The following is a 16,165-nucleotide window of genomic DNA, read 5'->3' as shown; positions in this document are numbered from 1 at the left end:
GGAGATGAAAATTTTTATCGATACTGCGAATATTGAACAGATAAAAATGGCCCAATCATGGGGTATACTTGATGGTGTGACGACAAATCCTACTTTATTAAGTAGGGAAAAAGGTAATTTCAGGGAGATTTTGAAGGATATTTGCGGTATAGTTGATGGTCCTGTAAGTGCTGAGGTCGTAAGTCTTGATGCAGAAGGAATGGTAAAAGAGGCAAGGGAGCTGGCAAAAATAGGTGATAATATAGTCATAAAAATTCCAATTACTCTTGAGGGGTTAAAAGCTATAAAAATTCTCACTTCAGAAGGAATAAAAACAAACACGACACTTGTTTTTTCTTCTCTGCAGGCAATACTTACTGCAAAAGCTGGTTCGACATATGTATCACCTTTTGTGGGGCGCCTGGATGATATAAGTCATATAGGAATGGAGTTAGTAGAACAGATAGTACAGATTTATAGAAATTATAATTTTAAAACTCAGGTTATAGTAGCAAGTATTAGAAATCCTCTTCATATTGTTGAAGCTGCGTTAATTGGAGCTGATATTTGTACTATTCCATTTACAGTGCTGGAGAAGATGATAAAGCATCCATTGACAGATATGGGTATAAATAGATTCCTTGAAGACTGGAGAAAAGTGGGAAAATGAAATTTAAGATTTTAATTAACATATTTGTACTAATAGTTTTAGTTTATGCCCAGAGTGATATAGACTGTTCTCGAAGAAATGCAATAACTCGTGCTATTGAAGATGTTGGTCCAGCTGTTGCGGGGATAAATGTTATAGCTATCCAGGAGTATGTGACAGGTTCATTTTTTGATGATCCACTATTGCGGTTTTTGTTCCCGGAGCAAATCATAAGAAGGAGAGTTCAAAGTTTGGGCTCTGGATTTATAATAAGTTCTAATGGTTATATAGTAACAAATGCACATGTAATAGAAAATGCGGAAAAAGTTGTTGTATCCTTAGTGGGAGGTAGAGAATTTGAAGCAAAGATAGTCGGGGTGGATAATCTCACGGATATAGCACTACTCAAAATAGATGGTAAAAATTTTAAATACGCAAAGCTTGGTGATTCCGACGATATAATTGTTGGTGAATGGGTCGTGGCACTAGGCAATCCCTTTGGACTTTTTAATGTTGCTCACAATCCTGTAGCAACTGTTGGTATAGTTTCTGGCGTGGACATTGATTTTGGAAAGCAGGAAAGTGGAAGAGTCTATCAGGATATGATACAGACAGATGCATCTATAAATGCGGGCAATAGCGGTGGACCCCTTGTTAATGTGAATGGTGAGGTAATTGGAATAAATACTTTCATTTTTACAGGAAGTGCTTTGAGCGAAGGATCAATAGGGATTGGATTTGCAATTCCTATAAATAGAGTCAAGGTAGTTGTGGAAGAATTGAAGAAATATGGGAAAGTGGACCGATCATTCAGAACAGGTCTGACTGTTCAGGATATAGATGTTTTTCTTGCAAGGTATCTTGGGCTGGAAGAAGTGGCTGGAGTGATCGTGACCAATGTAAAAAAGGGAAGCTCAGCTGAAAAAGCGGGAATAAAAATTGGCGATATATTAATACAAATAAACAATAGGAAAATAAAAAACAAGTATGATATAATAGATGAGATACAGGAGAATTTTTATAAGAGAGGAGACATTGTAAAATTTGTTGGTATCAGAGATGGAAAAAGGATAGAATTTCAATTAGTGCTTGAATAGGAGTTGGCATGATTGAAAGATATACTTTGCCTGAAATGGGGAATATATGGAGTGAGGAGAACAAATTTCGTACCTGGTTAAAGGTAGAGGTTGAAGTATGTCGAGTATACAAAGATATGGGCAAGTTACCAGAAAAAGATTTCAGGATTATTGAAGAGAAAGCAAACTTTAACGTTGATAGGATAAAGCAAATAGAGGAAGAGGTAAGACATGATGTTATTGCATTTCTTAGCAATGTAGCTGAATATGTGGGTCCCTCTTCAAGATTTATTCATATGGGGATGACCTCATCAGATTTGCTTGACACAGCTCTTTCACTTCAAATTAAAGAGGCATCAGAGTTGATTCAAAAAAGACTTAACAAACTCCTAGAAATTCTGAAAGAGAAAGCTTTTAAATATAAAAACTTGATAATGATTGGGAGAACTCATGGTATACATGCAGAACCGATAACATTTGGGTTGAAATTTTTAATTTGGTATGAGGAGTTGAAAAGAAATATTGAGCGATTTAAACTTGCAGTAGAGCAGATAAGTTTTGGGAAAATCTCAGGTGCAGTTGGTACATATTTTTATATTGACCATGAGGTAGAAAAAAGGGTATGTAAGAATCTAGGACTAAAACCTGCCTCAATATCAAATCAGGTATTACAAAGAGATAGGCATGCTTTCTTTATAAATACGATAGCACTAATAGGAGCACTTCTGGAGAAAATTGCTCTTGAAATAAGACATCTGCAAAGAACAGAGGTACTAGAAGCAGAGGAACCATTTGGTAGAAGACAAAAAGGTTCTTCAGCAATGCCACATAAAAGAAATCCCGTAATGTGTGAGCGCATCTGTGGATTATCTAGATTATTAAGAGGGTATAGCCTGACTGCAATGGAGAATATAGCTCTCTGGCACGAGAGGGATATATCGCACTCATCCACTGAAAGAGTGATAATTCCAGATGCGTGCATAGTTATAGATTTTATGCTAAATGATATGATAAAAATACTATCTGGACTTGCTGTATATCCCGAGAATATGAAGAGGAATTTGAATCTTACAAAAGGACTTATATACTCACAGGGGGTACTTCTTAAATTAGTAGAGGCGGGATTTACAAGAGAACAAGCATACGAAATAGTTCAGAAAAATGCAATGGAAGCATGGAGAACAAAGAAAGATTTTTTAGAATTATTACTGAAGGATAGTAATGTTAGAGCTAGGATTAAAAAGGATGAACTAAAGGAAGTTTTTAATGAGAGTAGAATTCTTAAAAAAGTTGATTATATTTATGAGAATGTTTTAGGGAATTCGTAGAGGGCTATTTTATGAAAATTGCTAAAGAGGGTGTTAAAATAATTTTTCCTTCTTTTTTATTGTCGTTTACTCTTGCTATACTGATGATATTTATAAAATCGGATATTATAAATGTTCTTTTTATCATTTCGCTTTTCCTATTTGGTTTTACCATTTATTTCTTCCGTGACCCTGAGAGAATTATACCTGGTGGGGACAAAATTATAGTATCTCCTGCTGATGGGAGAATAATAAAAATTGAAGAGGTTAATGACCACTTCTGCGGTAATTCGATTTTAATTTCGATTTTTATGTCTTTATTCGATGTTCATGTTAATAGGGCACCTCTTCCTGGAACCGTGAAAAAAATAGAATATAAGGAAGGGAAATTCATTGCTGCTTATAAAAAAAAGGCTGATAAAGAAAATGAAAAAAACGTAATATATTTCAATAATGGAAAGTACAATTTTGTAGTTAAACAAATCGCTGGTGTAATTGCAAGACGTATTGTAAGTTATGTTTGTGAGGATGATAAAGTTTTGAAGGGGCAGAGAATCGGTATGATTATGTTTGGATCGAGAGTCGATTTGATAATTCCTATTACTTCGAGCATTAATGTAAGTATAGGTCAGAAAGTAAAAGCAGGTCAAACTATTATAGGAGAAATAAATTGAGACTTAAGACCTCATTTATACCCAGTTTATTTACTATATTGAATTTATTCTCGGGCTTTTTTGCTATTACAAAGGTGATTGAGGGAGCTTATATTTCTGCAATCATATTGATAATACTTGCTTCAATTTTTGATGCTCTGGATGGTAAGGTAGCCAGATTAATTGGGAAAGATTCAAGGTTTGGGATAGAGTTTGACTCTCTTGCTGATATAGTTTCATTTTGTCTCGCTCCATCTATATTGATTTATAATGTGTATTTGTCCGAACTCGAGATAGTTGGTGCAATGATAGCCTTTTTCCCTCTACTTTTTGGGGCTATTAGACTTGCTCGCTTCAATGTTATTGCTCAGTCAACAGGAAGAAAAAGCTATTATCTTGGTTTGCCGGTGCCAGTAAGTGCGATTACTATGACTTCTTACCTGTGGTTCAATTATAGCATTTATAAAAATTACGGTGATCCGAGGATACTTCTTCCGATGGTTGTTACTCTTTCATTTCTTATGGTGAGCAAAATTAGATTTAGCCTGCTTCCACATATAAGTTTTAAGAGAAGTATTCATTATTCTATTAGATCGGCTATTATTTTATTAATTTTTATTTCTATGGTTATTAAACCTGGTTTTGTGATATTTCCATTTTTCACTCTATTCATCGTATATCATATAATAAATTGGATGAATGGATATGAAGAACCCAGGATTGTTATTGCGAGAAGAAGGGGAGAAAGAAATGGTTAAAGCTAAAATTATAGTCAGATACAAACCTGGAATACTGGATCCGGAAGGGAAAACAATAAATAATGCTTTAAAGTCGCTGGGATTTGAGGGAATTGAGGAAGTTCATACAGGTAAATACTTCGAGTTGAGTTTTGGGTCAGGTATAGATGTTAATAAAGCAAAAGAGGTTACAAAGAATGCTTGTGATAGGCTGCTTGCTAATCCCGTTATTCAGAGTTATGAATTTGAAGTTGTTGAGGAAGGGAAATGAAAGTAGGAATTGTGGTTTTTCCTGGATCAAATTGCGATTATGATTCTTATTACGTTTTTAGGAAAATATTAAAGGTTCAAACCAATCTAATATGGCATAAGGAATCAGATTTACGTGGTTACGACGCAATTATATTACCAGGTGGATTTTCCTATGGTGATTACCTTAGGGCAGGCGCTATAGCGAGGTTTTCCCCTGTAATGCAGGAAGTTATGAGACTGGCAAAGCGTGGGAATCCAATTATGGGTATATGTAATGGATTTCAAATATTGCTTGAGGCAGGTTTGCTTCCTGGTGCATTAATTCCAAATAATGGAATGAGATTTAGATGTGAAGAGGTATATATAAGGGTTTCAAATAAAGATACTATTTTCACAAGAAATCTAAAAGATGGACAGGTATTGAAAATGCCTATTGCTCACTATAGCGGTAATTATTTCGCAGATGATAATACTGTAAAGGAATTACAGGATAATGGCAGAATAGTATTTCAGTACTGTGACAGTGACGGAAACGTCACTGATCTGGCGAATCCAAACGGATCAATCTTGAATATTGCAGGGATACTAAATAAAGAGGGTAATGTACTTGGTATGATGCCACATCCCGAAAGAGCATCGGAAAAAATACTTGGTTCTGATGATGGGTTGGGAATTTTTAAATCTTTGATTGGGAAGAATTAAGTGGAAAGGTCAAGAGGTAGATTTAGCGTTTTATTTGCGCTCGGTATTTTGTTAATTGGTTTGATGATTGGTTCATTATTTGGAGAAATTATAAAATATGCTTTACCTGACGGTGTCGTTAAGGATGTATTCTTGAGGTCTATTGATATCATGCTTGGTCCGAGTGTAGTTGATCTGGTTTTATTTTCTCTAACAATTGGCTTTACTTTAAAATTGAACCTTATAGGTATAATTGGTCTTTTAGTGGCCTATTACCTTTTAAGGTTCTGGAGATAATTTGGAGGTGAGCAATGTTTGGAAACCTTGGATTTGGAGAGATATTGCTGATACTTTTAGTACTGCTATTGCTTTTTGGTGCAAAGAGATTACCAGAACTTGCGAGAGGGCTCGGTAAGAGCTTAAAAGAGTTTAAAAAAGCCACAAAGGAAATTGAAGAAGAGATAAACGAATCGATCAAGGAAGATAAGTATATAGAGCCACCAAAGAAAGAGAAAGAGTCAGAGAAAAAAGAATAAAATTTCAGGGAGAAACGGAATGAAAGAAATGACTAAGTCCTCTCTACGGGAAAGAACTATTAATATAATTGAAAAAATAAGGAAAAATAATCCATACAATGCTTTTATTAATGTAGTAAATGATGCTGTTGAAATTGCAGCCATGATAGAAAATAAAATCACTCAAGGAAAAGCTGGTAAGTTAGCTGGCAAGATTATTGGTATAAAAGATAATATATGTGTAAAAGGTTATCCGACAACTTGTGCCTCCCGTATACTGGAGAATTTCATCCCGCCGTATAATGCGACGGTCGTGGAAAAAATAATAGCTGAGGATGGACTTATTATAGGTAAGACGAATCTTGATGAATTTGCAATGGGTTCATCAACGGAGCACTCTTATTTCGGTCCTACAAGAAATCCTGTAAATGAAAAGATGGTTCCTGGTGGATCAAGTGGTGGGTCAGCTGCCGCGGTTGCAGGAAGACTTGTTGATATGGCACTTGGTTCTGATACTGGCGGTTCTATAAGACAGCCTGCTTCATTTTGTGGAGTAGTGGGAATAAAACCTACTTATGGGAGGGTATCGAGATATGGTTTGGTTGCCTTTGCTTCCAGTTTGGATCAGATAGGAGTGTTTGCGAAAAATATATATGATACGGCATTGCTACTGCAAATAATATCAGGATATGATGTAATGGATTCCACAAGCGTGGATGTTCCTGTCGATAATTATATAGAAAATTTGGAGAGGGATATTAATGGAATAAAAATTGGCGTGCCAAAAGAGTATTTTGAAGAAGGGCTGGATAAAGAAATAGAGGATAGGATTAAATATTATATAAATGAATTGGAGAAAAGAGGCGCTGAGATAGTAAATATTAGCCTTCCCCATACAAAATATACAATAGCAACTTATTATATAATTGCAACAGCAGAAGCATCTTCCAATCTTGCGCGTTATGATGGTGTCAAATATGGACTGAGCGTAAGGAAAGGTAATCTAATTAGCATGTATAATGATACACGACATGATGGTTTTGGTAATGAGGTAAAAAGACGTATTATGCTAGGTACGTATGTACTCTCAGCTGGTTATTATGAAGCATATTACAATAAAGCTCAGCGTGTAAGAAAACTGATTAAAGACGATTTTGTGGAAGCATTTAAAAATGTGGATATTATATTAACACCAACAAGCCCAACAACGGCATTTGAGATAGGTAGTAAGGTTGAGGATCCTCTATCTATGTATCTTAGTGATATTTATACTACATCTGCAAGCCTTGCCGGATTGCCTGCTATGAATATCCCTGCAGGTAAGTCCAAGGATGGTCTACCTATAGGAATTCAGCTTATTGCTGATTATTTTAAAGAAGAAACAATTTTTCAGGTTGGTCATTATATAGAGTCAGAAATTGGCTTTTGATTATTCGAAAAGAAGATATTATGATAATATTCACCGATTGGTATTTTCTTGCTTTTTTATTAATAATTCCATTCATCATCCTCTGGACAAGAAGGAAAGATAGAGTTCTTTATACATCCATTAAATATTCCAATTTTAAATCTTTACGAGAAATAGTCGGCATAGATTCCGCTAAAAGGAAGGTATATTTATTAAAAGGCATAAAACTATTTTCAATTGTCCTTTTAATATTAGCGTTAGCAAGACCACAAAAGGGTTTGACAGAAAAAGAATTTATAACTAAAGGTATAGATATAATGCTTGTGGTTGATATTTCAGGAAGTATGCGAGCTGCAGATTTTCAGCCAAATCGACTTGAAGCTGTAAAAGCAGTTGCCCGCAAGTTTATTAATGAGAGACACAATGATCGAATAGGGTTGATTGTATTTGGTGCAGTGAGTTTCCTGCAGTGTCCTCTTACGGTAGATTATGGTATATTGAATGAGTTACTTAATAGAGTTACTTTTGTTGACGAAAAATACGATGGTACTGCAATTGGGATGGCGCTTGCGCATGCAGTAAATAGACTAAAGGGAAGTCAATCTGTCAGTAAAATAGTTATTTTACTATCTGATGGTAGAAATAATGCTGGAGAGCTTGATCCATTAACTGCTGCCGACATGGCGCAAGCATACGGAATTAAGGTATACACTATTGGGGCTGGAAGAAGAGGAAAGGCACCATATCCAGTGGTTTTACCTGACGGGTCTATTCAATATAGAATGGTAGATGTAGAGATAGACGAGGAATTATTACAGAAAATGGCGGAAATGACTGGTGGAAAATATTTTAGGGCGACTGATGAAAGAAGTCTCGAAAAAATTTATGATGAGATAAATAGCCTTGAAAAATCAGATATAAAAGTTAAAGAATATATGAACTTTAAAGATTTGTACCATCTGTTTCTATTTCCAGCAATTATGTTATTTGTTATGGGTTTTATATTTGAACGGAATGTGTGGAGAGTAGGACCTTAATTATGATAAAGTTTGCTAACATTCAGTACTTATGGACATTTATTACCATTTTAATTTTGATTTTATCAGTTTTTATTTATTATCGGATGAATAAAGTCTACTTGAAGAGATTTTCAAATAGTGATACTCTTAAAAGAATTATAGATGGTGAGGGAATCAAGAGAAGAAAAATAAAAGATGTACTTATAATTTGTGGTATATTTTTTCTAATAATTGCCCTTATTGGACCACAGATTGGTACAAAGCTCCAACTTGTGAAAAGGAAGGGAGTAGATATTGTTATATGTTTTGATACTTCATTGAGTATGAAGGCAGAAGATGTAACTCCAAATCGACTTGTAAGAGCAAAATATGAGGTGAGTAAACTGATCGATAAACTAAAAGGTGATAGAGTTGGTCTTGTGGCATTTGCCGGGATAAGCTATCCGGTTTGTCCTTTGACGCTTGACTATAGTGCTGCGAAACTTTTCCTTGATCTTATAGATACCGATATAATTGGAGTACAGGGCACAGCTATTGCCGAAGCGTTAAATACAGCCTTTAATATTTTTGATAAAAGTAAAGAATCCGGTGGGACTAAAAGTAAAGTTGTTATCTTAATTTCCGATGGTGAAGATCATGAAGGTGATATTGAAAAGTCAATAGAGCAGGTCAGAAATAACAATGTAATAGTTTATACTGTTGGTGTCGGTTCGTATTCTGGTGCACCTATACCAATATATGATAAGCACGGTAATAAGACTGGTTTTAAAAAGGATAAAGATGGTAAAATTGTAATAACTCATTTATCGGATGCCGTTTTGAAGAAGATAGCAGTGGAGACCGGAGGAAAATACTATCATTTGGGAACAGAAGCTACTGTTTTTAATAATATTTATGATGATATTTTTAAACTTGATAAGAAAGAATTGTGGACGCATGAATATTCTGGGTTTAAGCACAGGTATCAGATTTTCCTTATAATAGGATTGTTATTGATATTAAGCGAGTTTTTTATACTGGAGAAAAAGGTATCGAGGTGAGAAGGGGCAAATTAATTCTAACGCTTATTGTGATCATTCTTTTAATAGAATTTTTATTTGCCAAAGGTGAAATAAATCTCTATAAAAAGGGCAAATATAAAGATCTTTTAAAAAAATATGAAATTGTGTTAAATAAAAATTCCGATATGGAAGAGGCCCATTTCGGGAAGGGAGATGTGCTTTATAAGATGGGTGAATATAATGATGCATTGCGAGAATTTGAAAAATCGATTACTATTAAGGATTCCATAAAAAAATCTGCAGTTTATTATAATATAGGGAACACTCTTTTTAAATCTGGTAAACTTCAGGAAAGTTTGCAGTTTTATAGAAAGGCAATACTCTTAAATCCAATGGACTATGATGCCAAGCATAACTATGAATTGGTTAACAGCTTATTAATGAAAAATCAGCAGAAAAAGTCCCGAAAGGAAAATAATAAAGAGGATAAAAATAAAAAAAAGCAGAAGCAGCAAACAGATAAAAGTCAGCAACAAAATCAGAAGGATAAGAAGAAAGACCAGAAACAATCTGTATCAGAACAATTAAGTAAAAACGAACGGAAAAAAGAGAATAAAAAGGAACAGTACAAACCAATTCTTGATGCATTGGGTGAAAAGGAAAAGGAATATTTAAAAGAAAAGTTAAGGATGAGAGCACCAGGCATAAAAAGAGATAAAGACTGGTAGGGGACATATGAAAAGGGCATTACTATTAAACCTATTAATTTTTTCACTTTCCTTTTCTGCACAGGTAAAGATAAAAGCGTATGTTGATAAGAATACTATATACGAAGATGAAGTTTTTGATTTTACTGTAGAATTAGAAGGGGCGAACTATTTTCCTGAAATAAATTTACCAAGATCAAATGATTATGTAGTTATATCAGGTCCGTCACAATCCAGTCAGATTCAAATTATCAATGGGAAAGTGAGCTCATATAAATCTGTGACTTGGAGATTAGCTCCTACCAAAATAGGCGAGATTACAATAAAACCAATTACTATAAAAATAGGTAGACGAGCGTATTCGACTAATAAAGTTACAGTGAAAGTTCTTGCAAGATCAGGAACTGCTAAAAAACCTGCAGATAAGAGCCAGCAGCAGTTAACTGAGTCCATGACTGTGTTTTTAAAAGCTATTCCTAGCAAAGAAGAAGCTTATATCGGTGAGGAAGTTAATGTTTCTTTTGTACTGTATTTTAGAACAAGCATAAGAACATTTTCAAGAGATAAACTACCTGATGCAAGAGGTTTTTGGGCGGAGGCTTTTCCTGCTAGTAACAATCCAGAAATAGAATCAGAAATAATCGAAGGCGTCAGATATAAAAAAGCGGAGCTACAGAGGATTGCTTATTTTCCGACAATATCAGGTGAGCTAACAATAGATCCCATGGTCATCAGTTGTGAGGTAGTTGTTCCGCGAAAAAGGTCAGGGTCAATATTTGATGATTTTTTTAATGATCCTTTTTTTGATAGCCCATTTTTCACGCAGACAAAAGTGATATCAGTATCTTCAAAGCCTATAAAAATCAATGTCAAACCATTGCCGGAAGCTGGTAAACCAGCCGATTTCTCCGGAGCTGTTGGTAAATTCAAAATATATTCGATGGTAGATTCCAACATCATGAAGCAGAATCAAGCCGTTACTCTTAGATATATCGTGGATGGAATTGGTAATATCAATCTTGTAAAATTGAATCCACCAAACCTGCCTGATTATGTTGATATTTTTGAGCCAGAGGTTGAACGTTCCACCGACAATAGCGGAGACGGGATTAGAGGCAGAGTTGTTTATGAGTATGTGCTGATCCCAAGAGCTGGTAAAGATTTCTACATTCCCTCTATCAAACTGCATTATTTTAATCCTGTGACAAAAAAATATGAAGTAACTGAAAGTATGTCTCATTGGGTAAAGGTTGTCCCTACTTCTGGAGTTTTAACAGATTCATATGCAAGTATGTCGAAAGATGAAGTAATGCTATTAAGTGAAGATATTAGGTTTATATATACAGGTAATATACATTTAAAGAGAGTAGGTGAGTCATTTATAAAAAGTTTATGGTTCTGGCTTATTCTCGGTATTTCAATATTCAATATCACCATTTCTTATGGACTCAAGTATTATAAAATAAATATTTTTAAAAATGAAAAAGTTTTACGTAGAAGAAAGGCACTCCAGGTTGCTAAAAAGAGGCTGGAAGAGATAAAAACTAAGTTAGAGACAGGGACAGAAAAGCTAATAGCTACAGAACTATATATGGTAATTGCCCGCTTTGTATCTGATCGATTACTCCTTGAAAATAGAATACCAGACATTGAAGTTATTTTAAATGCGATAAATGGGAGATTGAGAGAAGAGGATGTGAAGACAGTTATTGAGCTTTTATCCCAATTAAATGAGATGCGTTTTTCACCAATTTCATTAGGTAAAAATATAAGAGAGTTAGTTAACGAGACGGAGAGGGTGTTGACGCTACTTTCGGAGACCATATGAGGCATTTGTCAGAATTGATTATCATATTATTATTAGTAGAAGTTGTGTTGCCAGATGTATTGAGTGTTCAAAAGCTATATGAAGATGCTAATAAAAAATACATTTCTGGTGATTATCCTGGAAGTATAGAGATTTATAAGAAAATTATTGATAATGATTATGAGTCCGATAAAATATATTATAATATAGGGAATGCCTATTATCGAATGGGAAAGCTGGGATATTCAATTCTTTATTATGAAAAAGCGTTAAAATTGAATCCTAAAAATGGTGATGCTAGGTTCAATCTGAAGTTAGCTAATCTGAGGATTAAGGACAGAATAGAAGTACCACCTCCATTTTTCTTAATAGAATGGTACAGAAATCTAAAAAATATATATTCTTCAAGTGGTTGGGCTAAAATTTTATCTTTCTGGATGCTATTGTTATCATTTATATTTGTTGGTTATAATTTTATCAGTTCTACTGTAATTAAGAGGGTTTTAAAATTTATAATCGCTGTAGTTGCGATTTTGTTGTTGATTAATTTAGTTTTATTGATAGATAAGTTTTGTGATGAGAATACAAATAATTATGGTATAGTTTTGATTCCATCACTTGAATGTTTATCAGCACCTCAGGAAGGTAGTGTAGTTTTGTTTATTATTCATGAAGGGCTAAAAGTCAGAGTGCTTTATAAAGAAGACCAATGGTTGAGGATTGAACTACCCGATGGAAAGCAGGGGTGGGTAAGAGAGAATACTATTGGTATTATTTAATAATAGCGTTTTAATTGAATATAAATGTCTTTAAATTTAATATAATGAGTTGTGATTATGCGAAAGATGTTATATAGTTTAACTTTATTAGTGATTTTATTTCAATTTGCTACTGGTCTGCCTGATTCTACTATAGTCCAAGATGAATCATTTGATCCAGTGAAACTTAATGAGCCACCAATTTCAATTTTTGATGGAGTAATGATTTATGAGATATTTACGGGAACTAATGAAGGGGAGATTAGAGTCGATAGTGTGAGAGTCAGAGAGACAGTTGGGTATAAGGTTCAGGTATTCTCTGCTGATGATTTTTATCTTGCTGATTCGCTATTTAGATACTGCAAAGAATTGTTTCCAAATGAAGAGGTTGAAAAAGTATTCAATTCTCCTTATTATAAAATAAGAGTAGGTAATTGCCTGACTCGAGAAGAAGCGGAGCGATTGTTAAAAATTGCGATAGAATCGGGATTGAAAGATGCTTGGATAATAAGAACAAGAATAGAAGTAAAAGAAAATATAAAGAAATATTAAGTAGGAGTGATTAATGGCTGGACATAGCAAATGGGCACAAATAAAAAGAAAGAAAGCTGTAAATGATGCAAGAAGAGGCAAGATTTTTACCAAATTAATAAGGGAAATACAGGTAGCGGCTAAATTGGGTGGTCCAGACGAGGATTCAAACCCAAGATTAAGGCAGGCTATTCAGCAAGCAAAGGCACATAATATGCCTATGTCAAATATAGAGAAGGCTATTGCTAAAGGTTGTGGTGAAATTGAAGGTGTTAATTATGAAGAGGTGGTTTACGAGGCATATGGTCCTGCCGGAGTTGCCATTTATATTGAGGTCTTGACTGATAATAAAAATAGAACGGTATCTGAAATAAGGCATATTTTATCAAAGTATGGCGGTAATTTGGCAACTTCAGGCAGCGTTTCGTGGATGTTCGAAAAAAAAGGTACTATAACAGTTAAAAAAAATGCATTTTCTGAAGATGATATTTTGATAATTGCCACTGAGTCCGGTGCTGAAGATATAAATATAACTGAGGACGCATATGAAATAACGACTGATCCTTCAAATTTAGAAAGTGTGAAAAAAGCCTTCGAAGAAAAAAATGTTCCAATACTTGAATCTGCGATATCCATGATTCCAAAAAATACCGTTAATGTAGATGAAAACAATGCGCAAAAGATACTGAGTCTTGTGGAGACACTCGAAGATCATGATGATGTTCAGAAAGTCTATGCAAATTTTGATATAGATGAAGAGATTCTTAAGAAAGTAACCAGTTCTTTTTAATGGGTAATTCTATTAAGATTATTGGTGTTGATCCAGGGGTTTTTAAAACTGGATATGGGATTCTCCAAGTTAGAGAAAACAGACTTCAATATATAACTTCAGGACAGATTATAACATCATCAAAATACTCTTTCCCGGATAGATTAAAGACAATTTTTAATGGTTTAACAGAAGTAATAAAGAAGTGGAAGCCGAATGTAATGGCTGTAGAGCAGGCTATATATGCACAAAATATTCAGACAGCATTGAAAATGGGTCAGGCAAGAGGGATTGTGCTTCTTGCAGGTAAATTGCATGGACTTGCTATAGAGGAATTTTCCCCTGCTAAAATAAAGGTATCAGTTGTAGGGAACGGTTCTGCTACTAAGGACCAGGTTAATTTTATGGTTAAGAGAATTCTTGATCTTGAAAAAAGTAAGCTCGATTATGATGAAAGTGATGCGCTGGCAATAGCTATATGTTATTTTAATCAAAATAAATGGAGAGAGGGATAAATGTATGATTATATAACTGGTAAGTTGATTGAAAAAAGACCAACAGAGGTTGTAATCGATGTAAATGGCTTGGGTTATAAGATATCCATACCGATATCTACTTACGAAAGACTTCCTTCAACTGGTGAAATTGTAAAGCTTTTTATTCATCTGTATGTACGCGATGATGTAAGATCTCTATATGGTTTTTATACAAAAGAGGAAAGAGAACTATTTTTACAATTAATAAGTATCTCTGGCATAGGACCCAAAATGGCTATAACTATATTGTCAGGTACTTCACCTGAGCAGTTTAAGGAAAGGATAGGTGCTGGGGATATATCAGCGCTTACGATGATACCCGGAATTGGCATAAAAACTGCAAATAGAATTATTGTAGAATTGAGGGAAAAGTTTGCTTCACTTCATAAAGAAGCGGATATTGAAGACTTAAATTTTTTCATTTCTGGGAAAATTGAAGAGGCAGTTATTGCATTAATGACGCTTGGATATAAAAAGAATGAGGCGAAAAATTTGGTTTTTAAGGCATATAAAAAACTTGGGAGTGGGGCAAACGTCGAGGAATTGATAAAGGAAGCGTTAAAAAGTCTATAAGAGGAAATGATGAGTTTGGCAAAAAGGCTTAAAAATCTCGGTACGGAGACTGCTTTTAAAATATCGGAACTGACTTTTGAATGGAAGAACAAAGGATATAAAATTTATCCCTTTCATATCGGTGATTTGAATTTCCCAACTCCAGAACATATTGTAGATATTGCATTTAAAGCTATAAAAGATGGGAAAACAGGGTATTCGCCAAGTCCAGGCATATTAGCATTAAGGGATGCTATTGCTGAAGATGTTACGAATTCAAGAGGAGTTAAATATGACTATAATGAGGTATCTATACAACCCGGAGGTAAACCGGTTATTGGTAAGTTTATACAGGCAGTGATAAATCCAGGGGATGAGGTTCTATATCCGTCACCTGGCTATCCAATATATGAATCTCAGATTGAATATTTCGGAGGTATACCGAAGCCTTATAGATTTTTAGAAACCAACGAAGGATTTAAAATTGATATAGGAAATCTTGAGTCTCTGATTACCAAAAAAACAAAAGCAATAATTTATAATAATTGTCATAATCCACTTGGTGTAGAATCTTCAGATGGTGAAATGGAAGCACTCTCTGAATTAATTTTAAAAAATGATTTATATGTTCTTTCTGATGAAGCATATTTTGATATTAGATATAGGGGTAAAACTCGCAGCATCGTTTCATTCTCTGGCTTAAAAAATAGGACAATTATTTTGTATACCTTTTCTAAGAAGTACGCTATGACAGGCTGGAGACTTGGTGCTGCGATAGGTCCAAAAAGGATAATTGACGTTATAAATAAATTGAATGTTAATATAGAATCATGTACAAACCATTTCGTTCAATATGCTGGAATTTCTGCAATTAAAGGCCCTGATAAAGATTATAAAAACATGATTCAAGAATTAGAAGAAAGACGCAATATAGCATGTGATATATTAAATTCAATTAATGGAGTTAGGGTATATAAACCAGATACGACATTTTATCTTTTTCCTGACGTTACCGAAGCAATGGATAAGAAGGGTATCAAATCTCTCGATGAACTTGTATTCAGGGCTATAGCCGATACCGGTGTGGCATTTACAACGAGGTCACATTTTGGAAGAAGATTACCTGATGAAAAAAGATACTATATTCGAATTGCATATTCAGGTGTTACAAAAGATGAAATAAGAGAGGGATTGAATAGACTAAAAGAATGGCTTGAAAATTAGGGCT

Annotated in this window: 20 protein-coding genes; all 20 read left to right on the top strand. The window is 34.4% G+C overall.

Annotated elements, in window-relative coordinates:
- The first annotated feature begins 4 nt into the window (after positions 1–4).
- The 20 genes from fsa to H0Z29_08625 all read left to right on the top strand — a co-directional run bounded on the left by fsa (position 5) and on the right by H0Z29_08625 (position 16,161).
- A complete protein-coding gene (gene fsa / locus H0Z29_08720; protein ID MBO8131580.1) occupies positions 5–649 on the top strand; it encodes a fructose-6-phosphate aldolase in 645 nt (214 codons plus the stop codon).
- The gene (locus tag H0Z29_08715) at positions 646–1,725 is read left to right on the top strand and encodes a trypsin-like peptidase domain-containing protein (GenBank protein ID MBO8131579.1); all 1,080 of its coding nucleotides are present in this window, start codon (positions 646–648) and stop codon (positions 1,723–1,725) included. The genes fsa and H0Z29_08715 overlap by 4 nt, the downstream gene beginning before the upstream one ends.
- An 8-nt stretch (positions 1,726–1,733) precedes the next feature.
- The gene (locus H0Z29_08710; protein ID MBO8131578.1) at positions 1,734–3,032 is read left to right on the top strand and encodes an adenylosuccinate lyase; all 1,299 of its coding nucleotides are present in this window, start codon (positions 1,734–1,736) and stop codon (positions 3,030–3,032) included.
- A gap of 11 nt (positions 3,033–3,043) precedes the next feature.
- A complete protein-coding gene (locus tag H0Z29_08705) occupies positions 3,044–3,685 on the top strand; it encodes a phosphatidylserine decarboxylase family protein (GenBank protein MBO8131577.1) in 642 nt (213 codons plus the stop codon).
- Entirely contained in the window at positions 3,682–4,422 is a 741-nt protein-coding gene (gene pssA, locus H0Z29_08700) for a CDP-diacylglycerol--serine O-phosphatidyltransferase (protein MBO8131576.1), read from the top strand. Before H0Z29_08705 ends, pssA begins: the two co-directional genes overlap by 4 nt.
- A complete protein-coding gene (gene purS / locus H0Z29_08695; GenBank protein MBO8131575.1) occupies positions 4,415–4,672 on the top strand; it encodes a phosphoribosylformylglycinamidine synthase subunit PurS in 258 nt (85 codons plus the stop codon). The genes pssA and purS overlap by 8 nt, the downstream gene beginning before the upstream one ends.
- Positions 4,669–5,355 carry a phosphoribosylformylglycinamidine synthase I gene (gene purQ / locus H0Z29_08690; protein MBO8131574.1) on the top strand — a complete coding sequence of 229 codons (687 nt, stop codon included), beginning with the start codon at positions 4,669–4,671 and terminating at the stop codon, positions 5,353–5,355. Before purS ends, purQ begins: the two co-directional genes overlap by 4 nt.
- Before the next feature lie 63 nt (positions 5,356–5,418).
- Positions 5,419–5,631: a DUF4321 domain-containing protein gene (locus H0Z29_08685; protein MBO8131573.1), complete on the top strand. Its 213-nt coding sequence runs from the start codon at positions 5,419–5,421 to the stop codon at positions 5,629–5,631.
- Positions 5,632–5,645: 14 nt separating this feature from the next.
- The gene (tatA, locus tag H0Z29_08680; GenBank protein ID MBO8131572.1) at positions 5,646–5,870 is read left to right on the top strand and encodes a twin-arginine translocase TatA/TatE family subunit; all 225 of its coding nucleotides are present in this window, start codon (positions 5,646–5,648) and stop codon (positions 5,868–5,870) included.
- 19 nt (positions 5,871–5,889) lie between these two features.
- Entirely contained in the window at positions 5,890–7,278 is a 1,389-nt protein-coding gene (gene gatA / locus H0Z29_08675; protein MBO8131571.1) for an Asp-tRNA(Asn)/Glu-tRNA(Gln) amidotransferase subunit GatA, read from the top strand.
- A 20-nt stretch (positions 7,279–7,298) separates the two neighbouring features.
- Positions 7,299–8,294, top strand: a complete 996-nt coding sequence (locus H0Z29_08670; GenBank protein ID MBO8131570.1) for a VWA domain-containing protein — start codon at positions 7,299–7,301, stop codon at positions 8,292–8,294.
- A 2-nt stretch (positions 8,295–8,296) separates the two neighbouring features.
- Positions 8,297–9,316 (top strand): VWA domain-containing protein, encoded by a 1,020-nt coding sequence (locus tag H0Z29_08665; protein MBO8131569.1) that lies wholly within the window; start codon positions 8,297–8,299, stop codon positions 9,314–9,316.
- Entirely contained in the window at positions 9,313–10,005 is a 693-nt protein-coding gene (locus H0Z29_08660) for a tetratricopeptide repeat protein (GenBank protein MBO8131568.1), read from the top strand. Before H0Z29_08665 ends, H0Z29_08660 begins: the two co-directional genes overlap by 4 nt.
- 7 nt (positions 10,006–10,012) lie before the next feature.
- On the top strand, positions 10,013–11,812 hold the full coding sequence (locus tag H0Z29_08655; protein ID MBO8131567.1) for a protein BatD: 1,800 nt from the start codon (positions 10,013–10,015) through the stop codon (positions 11,810–11,812).
- Entirely contained in the window at positions 11,809–12,570 is a 762-nt protein-coding gene (locus H0Z29_08650; protein ID MBO8131566.1) for a tetratricopeptide repeat protein, read from the top strand. Before H0Z29_08655 ends, H0Z29_08650 begins: the two co-directional genes overlap by 4 nt.
- 57 nt (positions 12,571–12,627) lie before the next feature.
- The gene (locus H0Z29_08645; GenBank protein ID MBO8131565.1) at positions 12,628–13,101 is read left to right on the top strand and encodes an SPOR domain-containing protein; all 474 of its coding nucleotides are present in this window, start codon (positions 12,628–12,630) and stop codon (positions 13,099–13,101) included.
- A 13-nt stretch (positions 13,102–13,114) separates the two neighbouring features.
- Positions 13,115–13,870: a YebC/PmpR family DNA-binding transcriptional regulator gene (locus tag H0Z29_08640; GenBank protein ID MBO8131564.1), complete on the top strand. Its 756-nt coding sequence runs from the start codon at positions 13,115–13,117 to the stop codon at positions 13,868–13,870.
- The gene (gene ruvC, locus H0Z29_08635) at positions 13,870–14,364 is read left to right on the top strand and encodes a crossover junction endodeoxyribonuclease RuvC (GenBank protein MBO8131563.1); all 495 of its coding nucleotides are present in this window, start codon (positions 13,870–13,872) and stop codon (positions 14,362–14,364) included. The genes H0Z29_08640 and ruvC overlap by 1 nt, the downstream gene beginning before the upstream one ends.
- A complete protein-coding gene (gene ruvA / locus H0Z29_08630) occupies positions 14,365–14,958 on the top strand; it encodes a Holliday junction branch migration protein RuvA (protein ID MBO8131562.1) in 594 nt (197 codons plus the stop codon).
- Between the two features lie 9 nt (positions 14,959–14,967).
- Positions 14,968–16,161: an aminotransferase class I/II-fold pyridoxal phosphate-dependent enzyme gene (locus H0Z29_08625; protein ID MBO8131561.1), complete on the top strand. Its 1,194-nt coding sequence runs from the start codon at positions 14,968–14,970 to the stop codon at positions 16,159–16,161.
- Positions 16,162–16,165 lie beyond the last annotated feature (4 nt).

Source organism: Candidatus Neomarinimicrobiota bacterium (genome assembly GCA_017656425.1).
Classification (GTDB): Bacteria; Fidelibacterota; UBA2242; order UBA2242; family B5-G15; genus JACDNV01.
Note: the sequence above shows the minus strand (reverse complement) of the source record. Positions and strands in the feature narration are given on the sequence as shown.

Coding starts and splice junctions, on each gene's coding strand:
- fsa (MBO8131580.1), top strand. CDS start 5: ATGAAAATTTTTATCGATACTGCGAATATTGAACAGATAAAAATGGCC.
- H0Z29_08715 (MBO8131579.1), top strand. CDS start 646: ATGAAATTTAAGATTTTAATTAACATATTTGTACTAATAGTTTTAGTT.
- H0Z29_08710 (MBO8131578.1), top strand. CDS start 1,734: ATGATTGAAAGATATACTTTGCCTGAAATGGGGAATATATGGAGTGAG.
- H0Z29_08705 (MBO8131577.1), top strand. CDS start 3,044: ATGAAAATTGCTAAAGAGGGTGTTAAAATAATTTTTCCTTCTTTTTTA.
- purS (MBO8131575.1), top strand. CDS start 4,415: ATGGTTAAAGCTAAAATTATAGTCAGATACAAACCTGGAATACTGGAT.
- purQ (MBO8131574.1), top strand. CDS start 4,669: ATGAAAGTAGGAATTGTGGTTTTTCCTGGATCAAATTGCGATTATGAT.
- H0Z29_08685 (MBO8131573.1), top strand. CDS start 5,419: ATGATTGGTTCATTATTTGGAGAAATTATAAAATATGCTTTACCTGAC.
- tatA (MBO8131572.1), top strand. CDS start 5,646: ATGTTTGGAAACCTTGGATTTGGAGAGATATTGCTGATACTTTTAGTA.
- gatA (MBO8131571.1), top strand. CDS start 5,890: ATGAAAGAAATGACTAAGTCCTCTCTACGGGAAAGAACTATTAATATA.
- H0Z29_08670 (MBO8131570.1), top strand. CDS start 7,299: ATGATAATATTCACCGATTGGTATTTTCTTGCTTTTTTATTAATAATT.
- H0Z29_08665 (MBO8131569.1), top strand. CDS start 8,297: ATGATAAAGTTTGCTAACATTCAGTACTTATGGACATTTATTACCATT.
- H0Z29_08655 (MBO8131567.1), top strand. CDS start 10,013: ATGAAAAGGGCATTACTATTAAACCTATTAATTTTTTCACTTTCCTTT.
- H0Z29_08650 (MBO8131566.1), top strand. CDS start 11,809: ATGAGGCATTTGTCAGAATTGATTATCATATTATTATTAGTAGAAGTT.
- H0Z29_08645 (MBO8131565.1), top strand. CDS start 12,628: ATGCGAAAGATGTTATATAGTTTAACTTTATTAGTGATTTTATTTCAA.
- H0Z29_08640 (MBO8131564.1), top strand. CDS start 13,115: ATGGCTGGACATAGCAAATGGGCACAAATAAAAAGAAAGAAAGCTGTA.
- ruvC (MBO8131563.1), top strand. CDS start 13,870: ATGGGTAATTCTATTAAGATTATTGGTGTTGATCCAGGGGTTTTTAAA.
- ruvA (MBO8131562.1), top strand. CDS start 14,365: ATGTATGATTATATAACTGGTAAGTTGATTGAAAAAAGACCAACAGAG.
- H0Z29_08625 (MBO8131561.1), top strand. CDS start 14,968: ATGAGTTTGGCAAAAAGGCTTAAAAATCTCGGTACGGAGACTGCTTTT.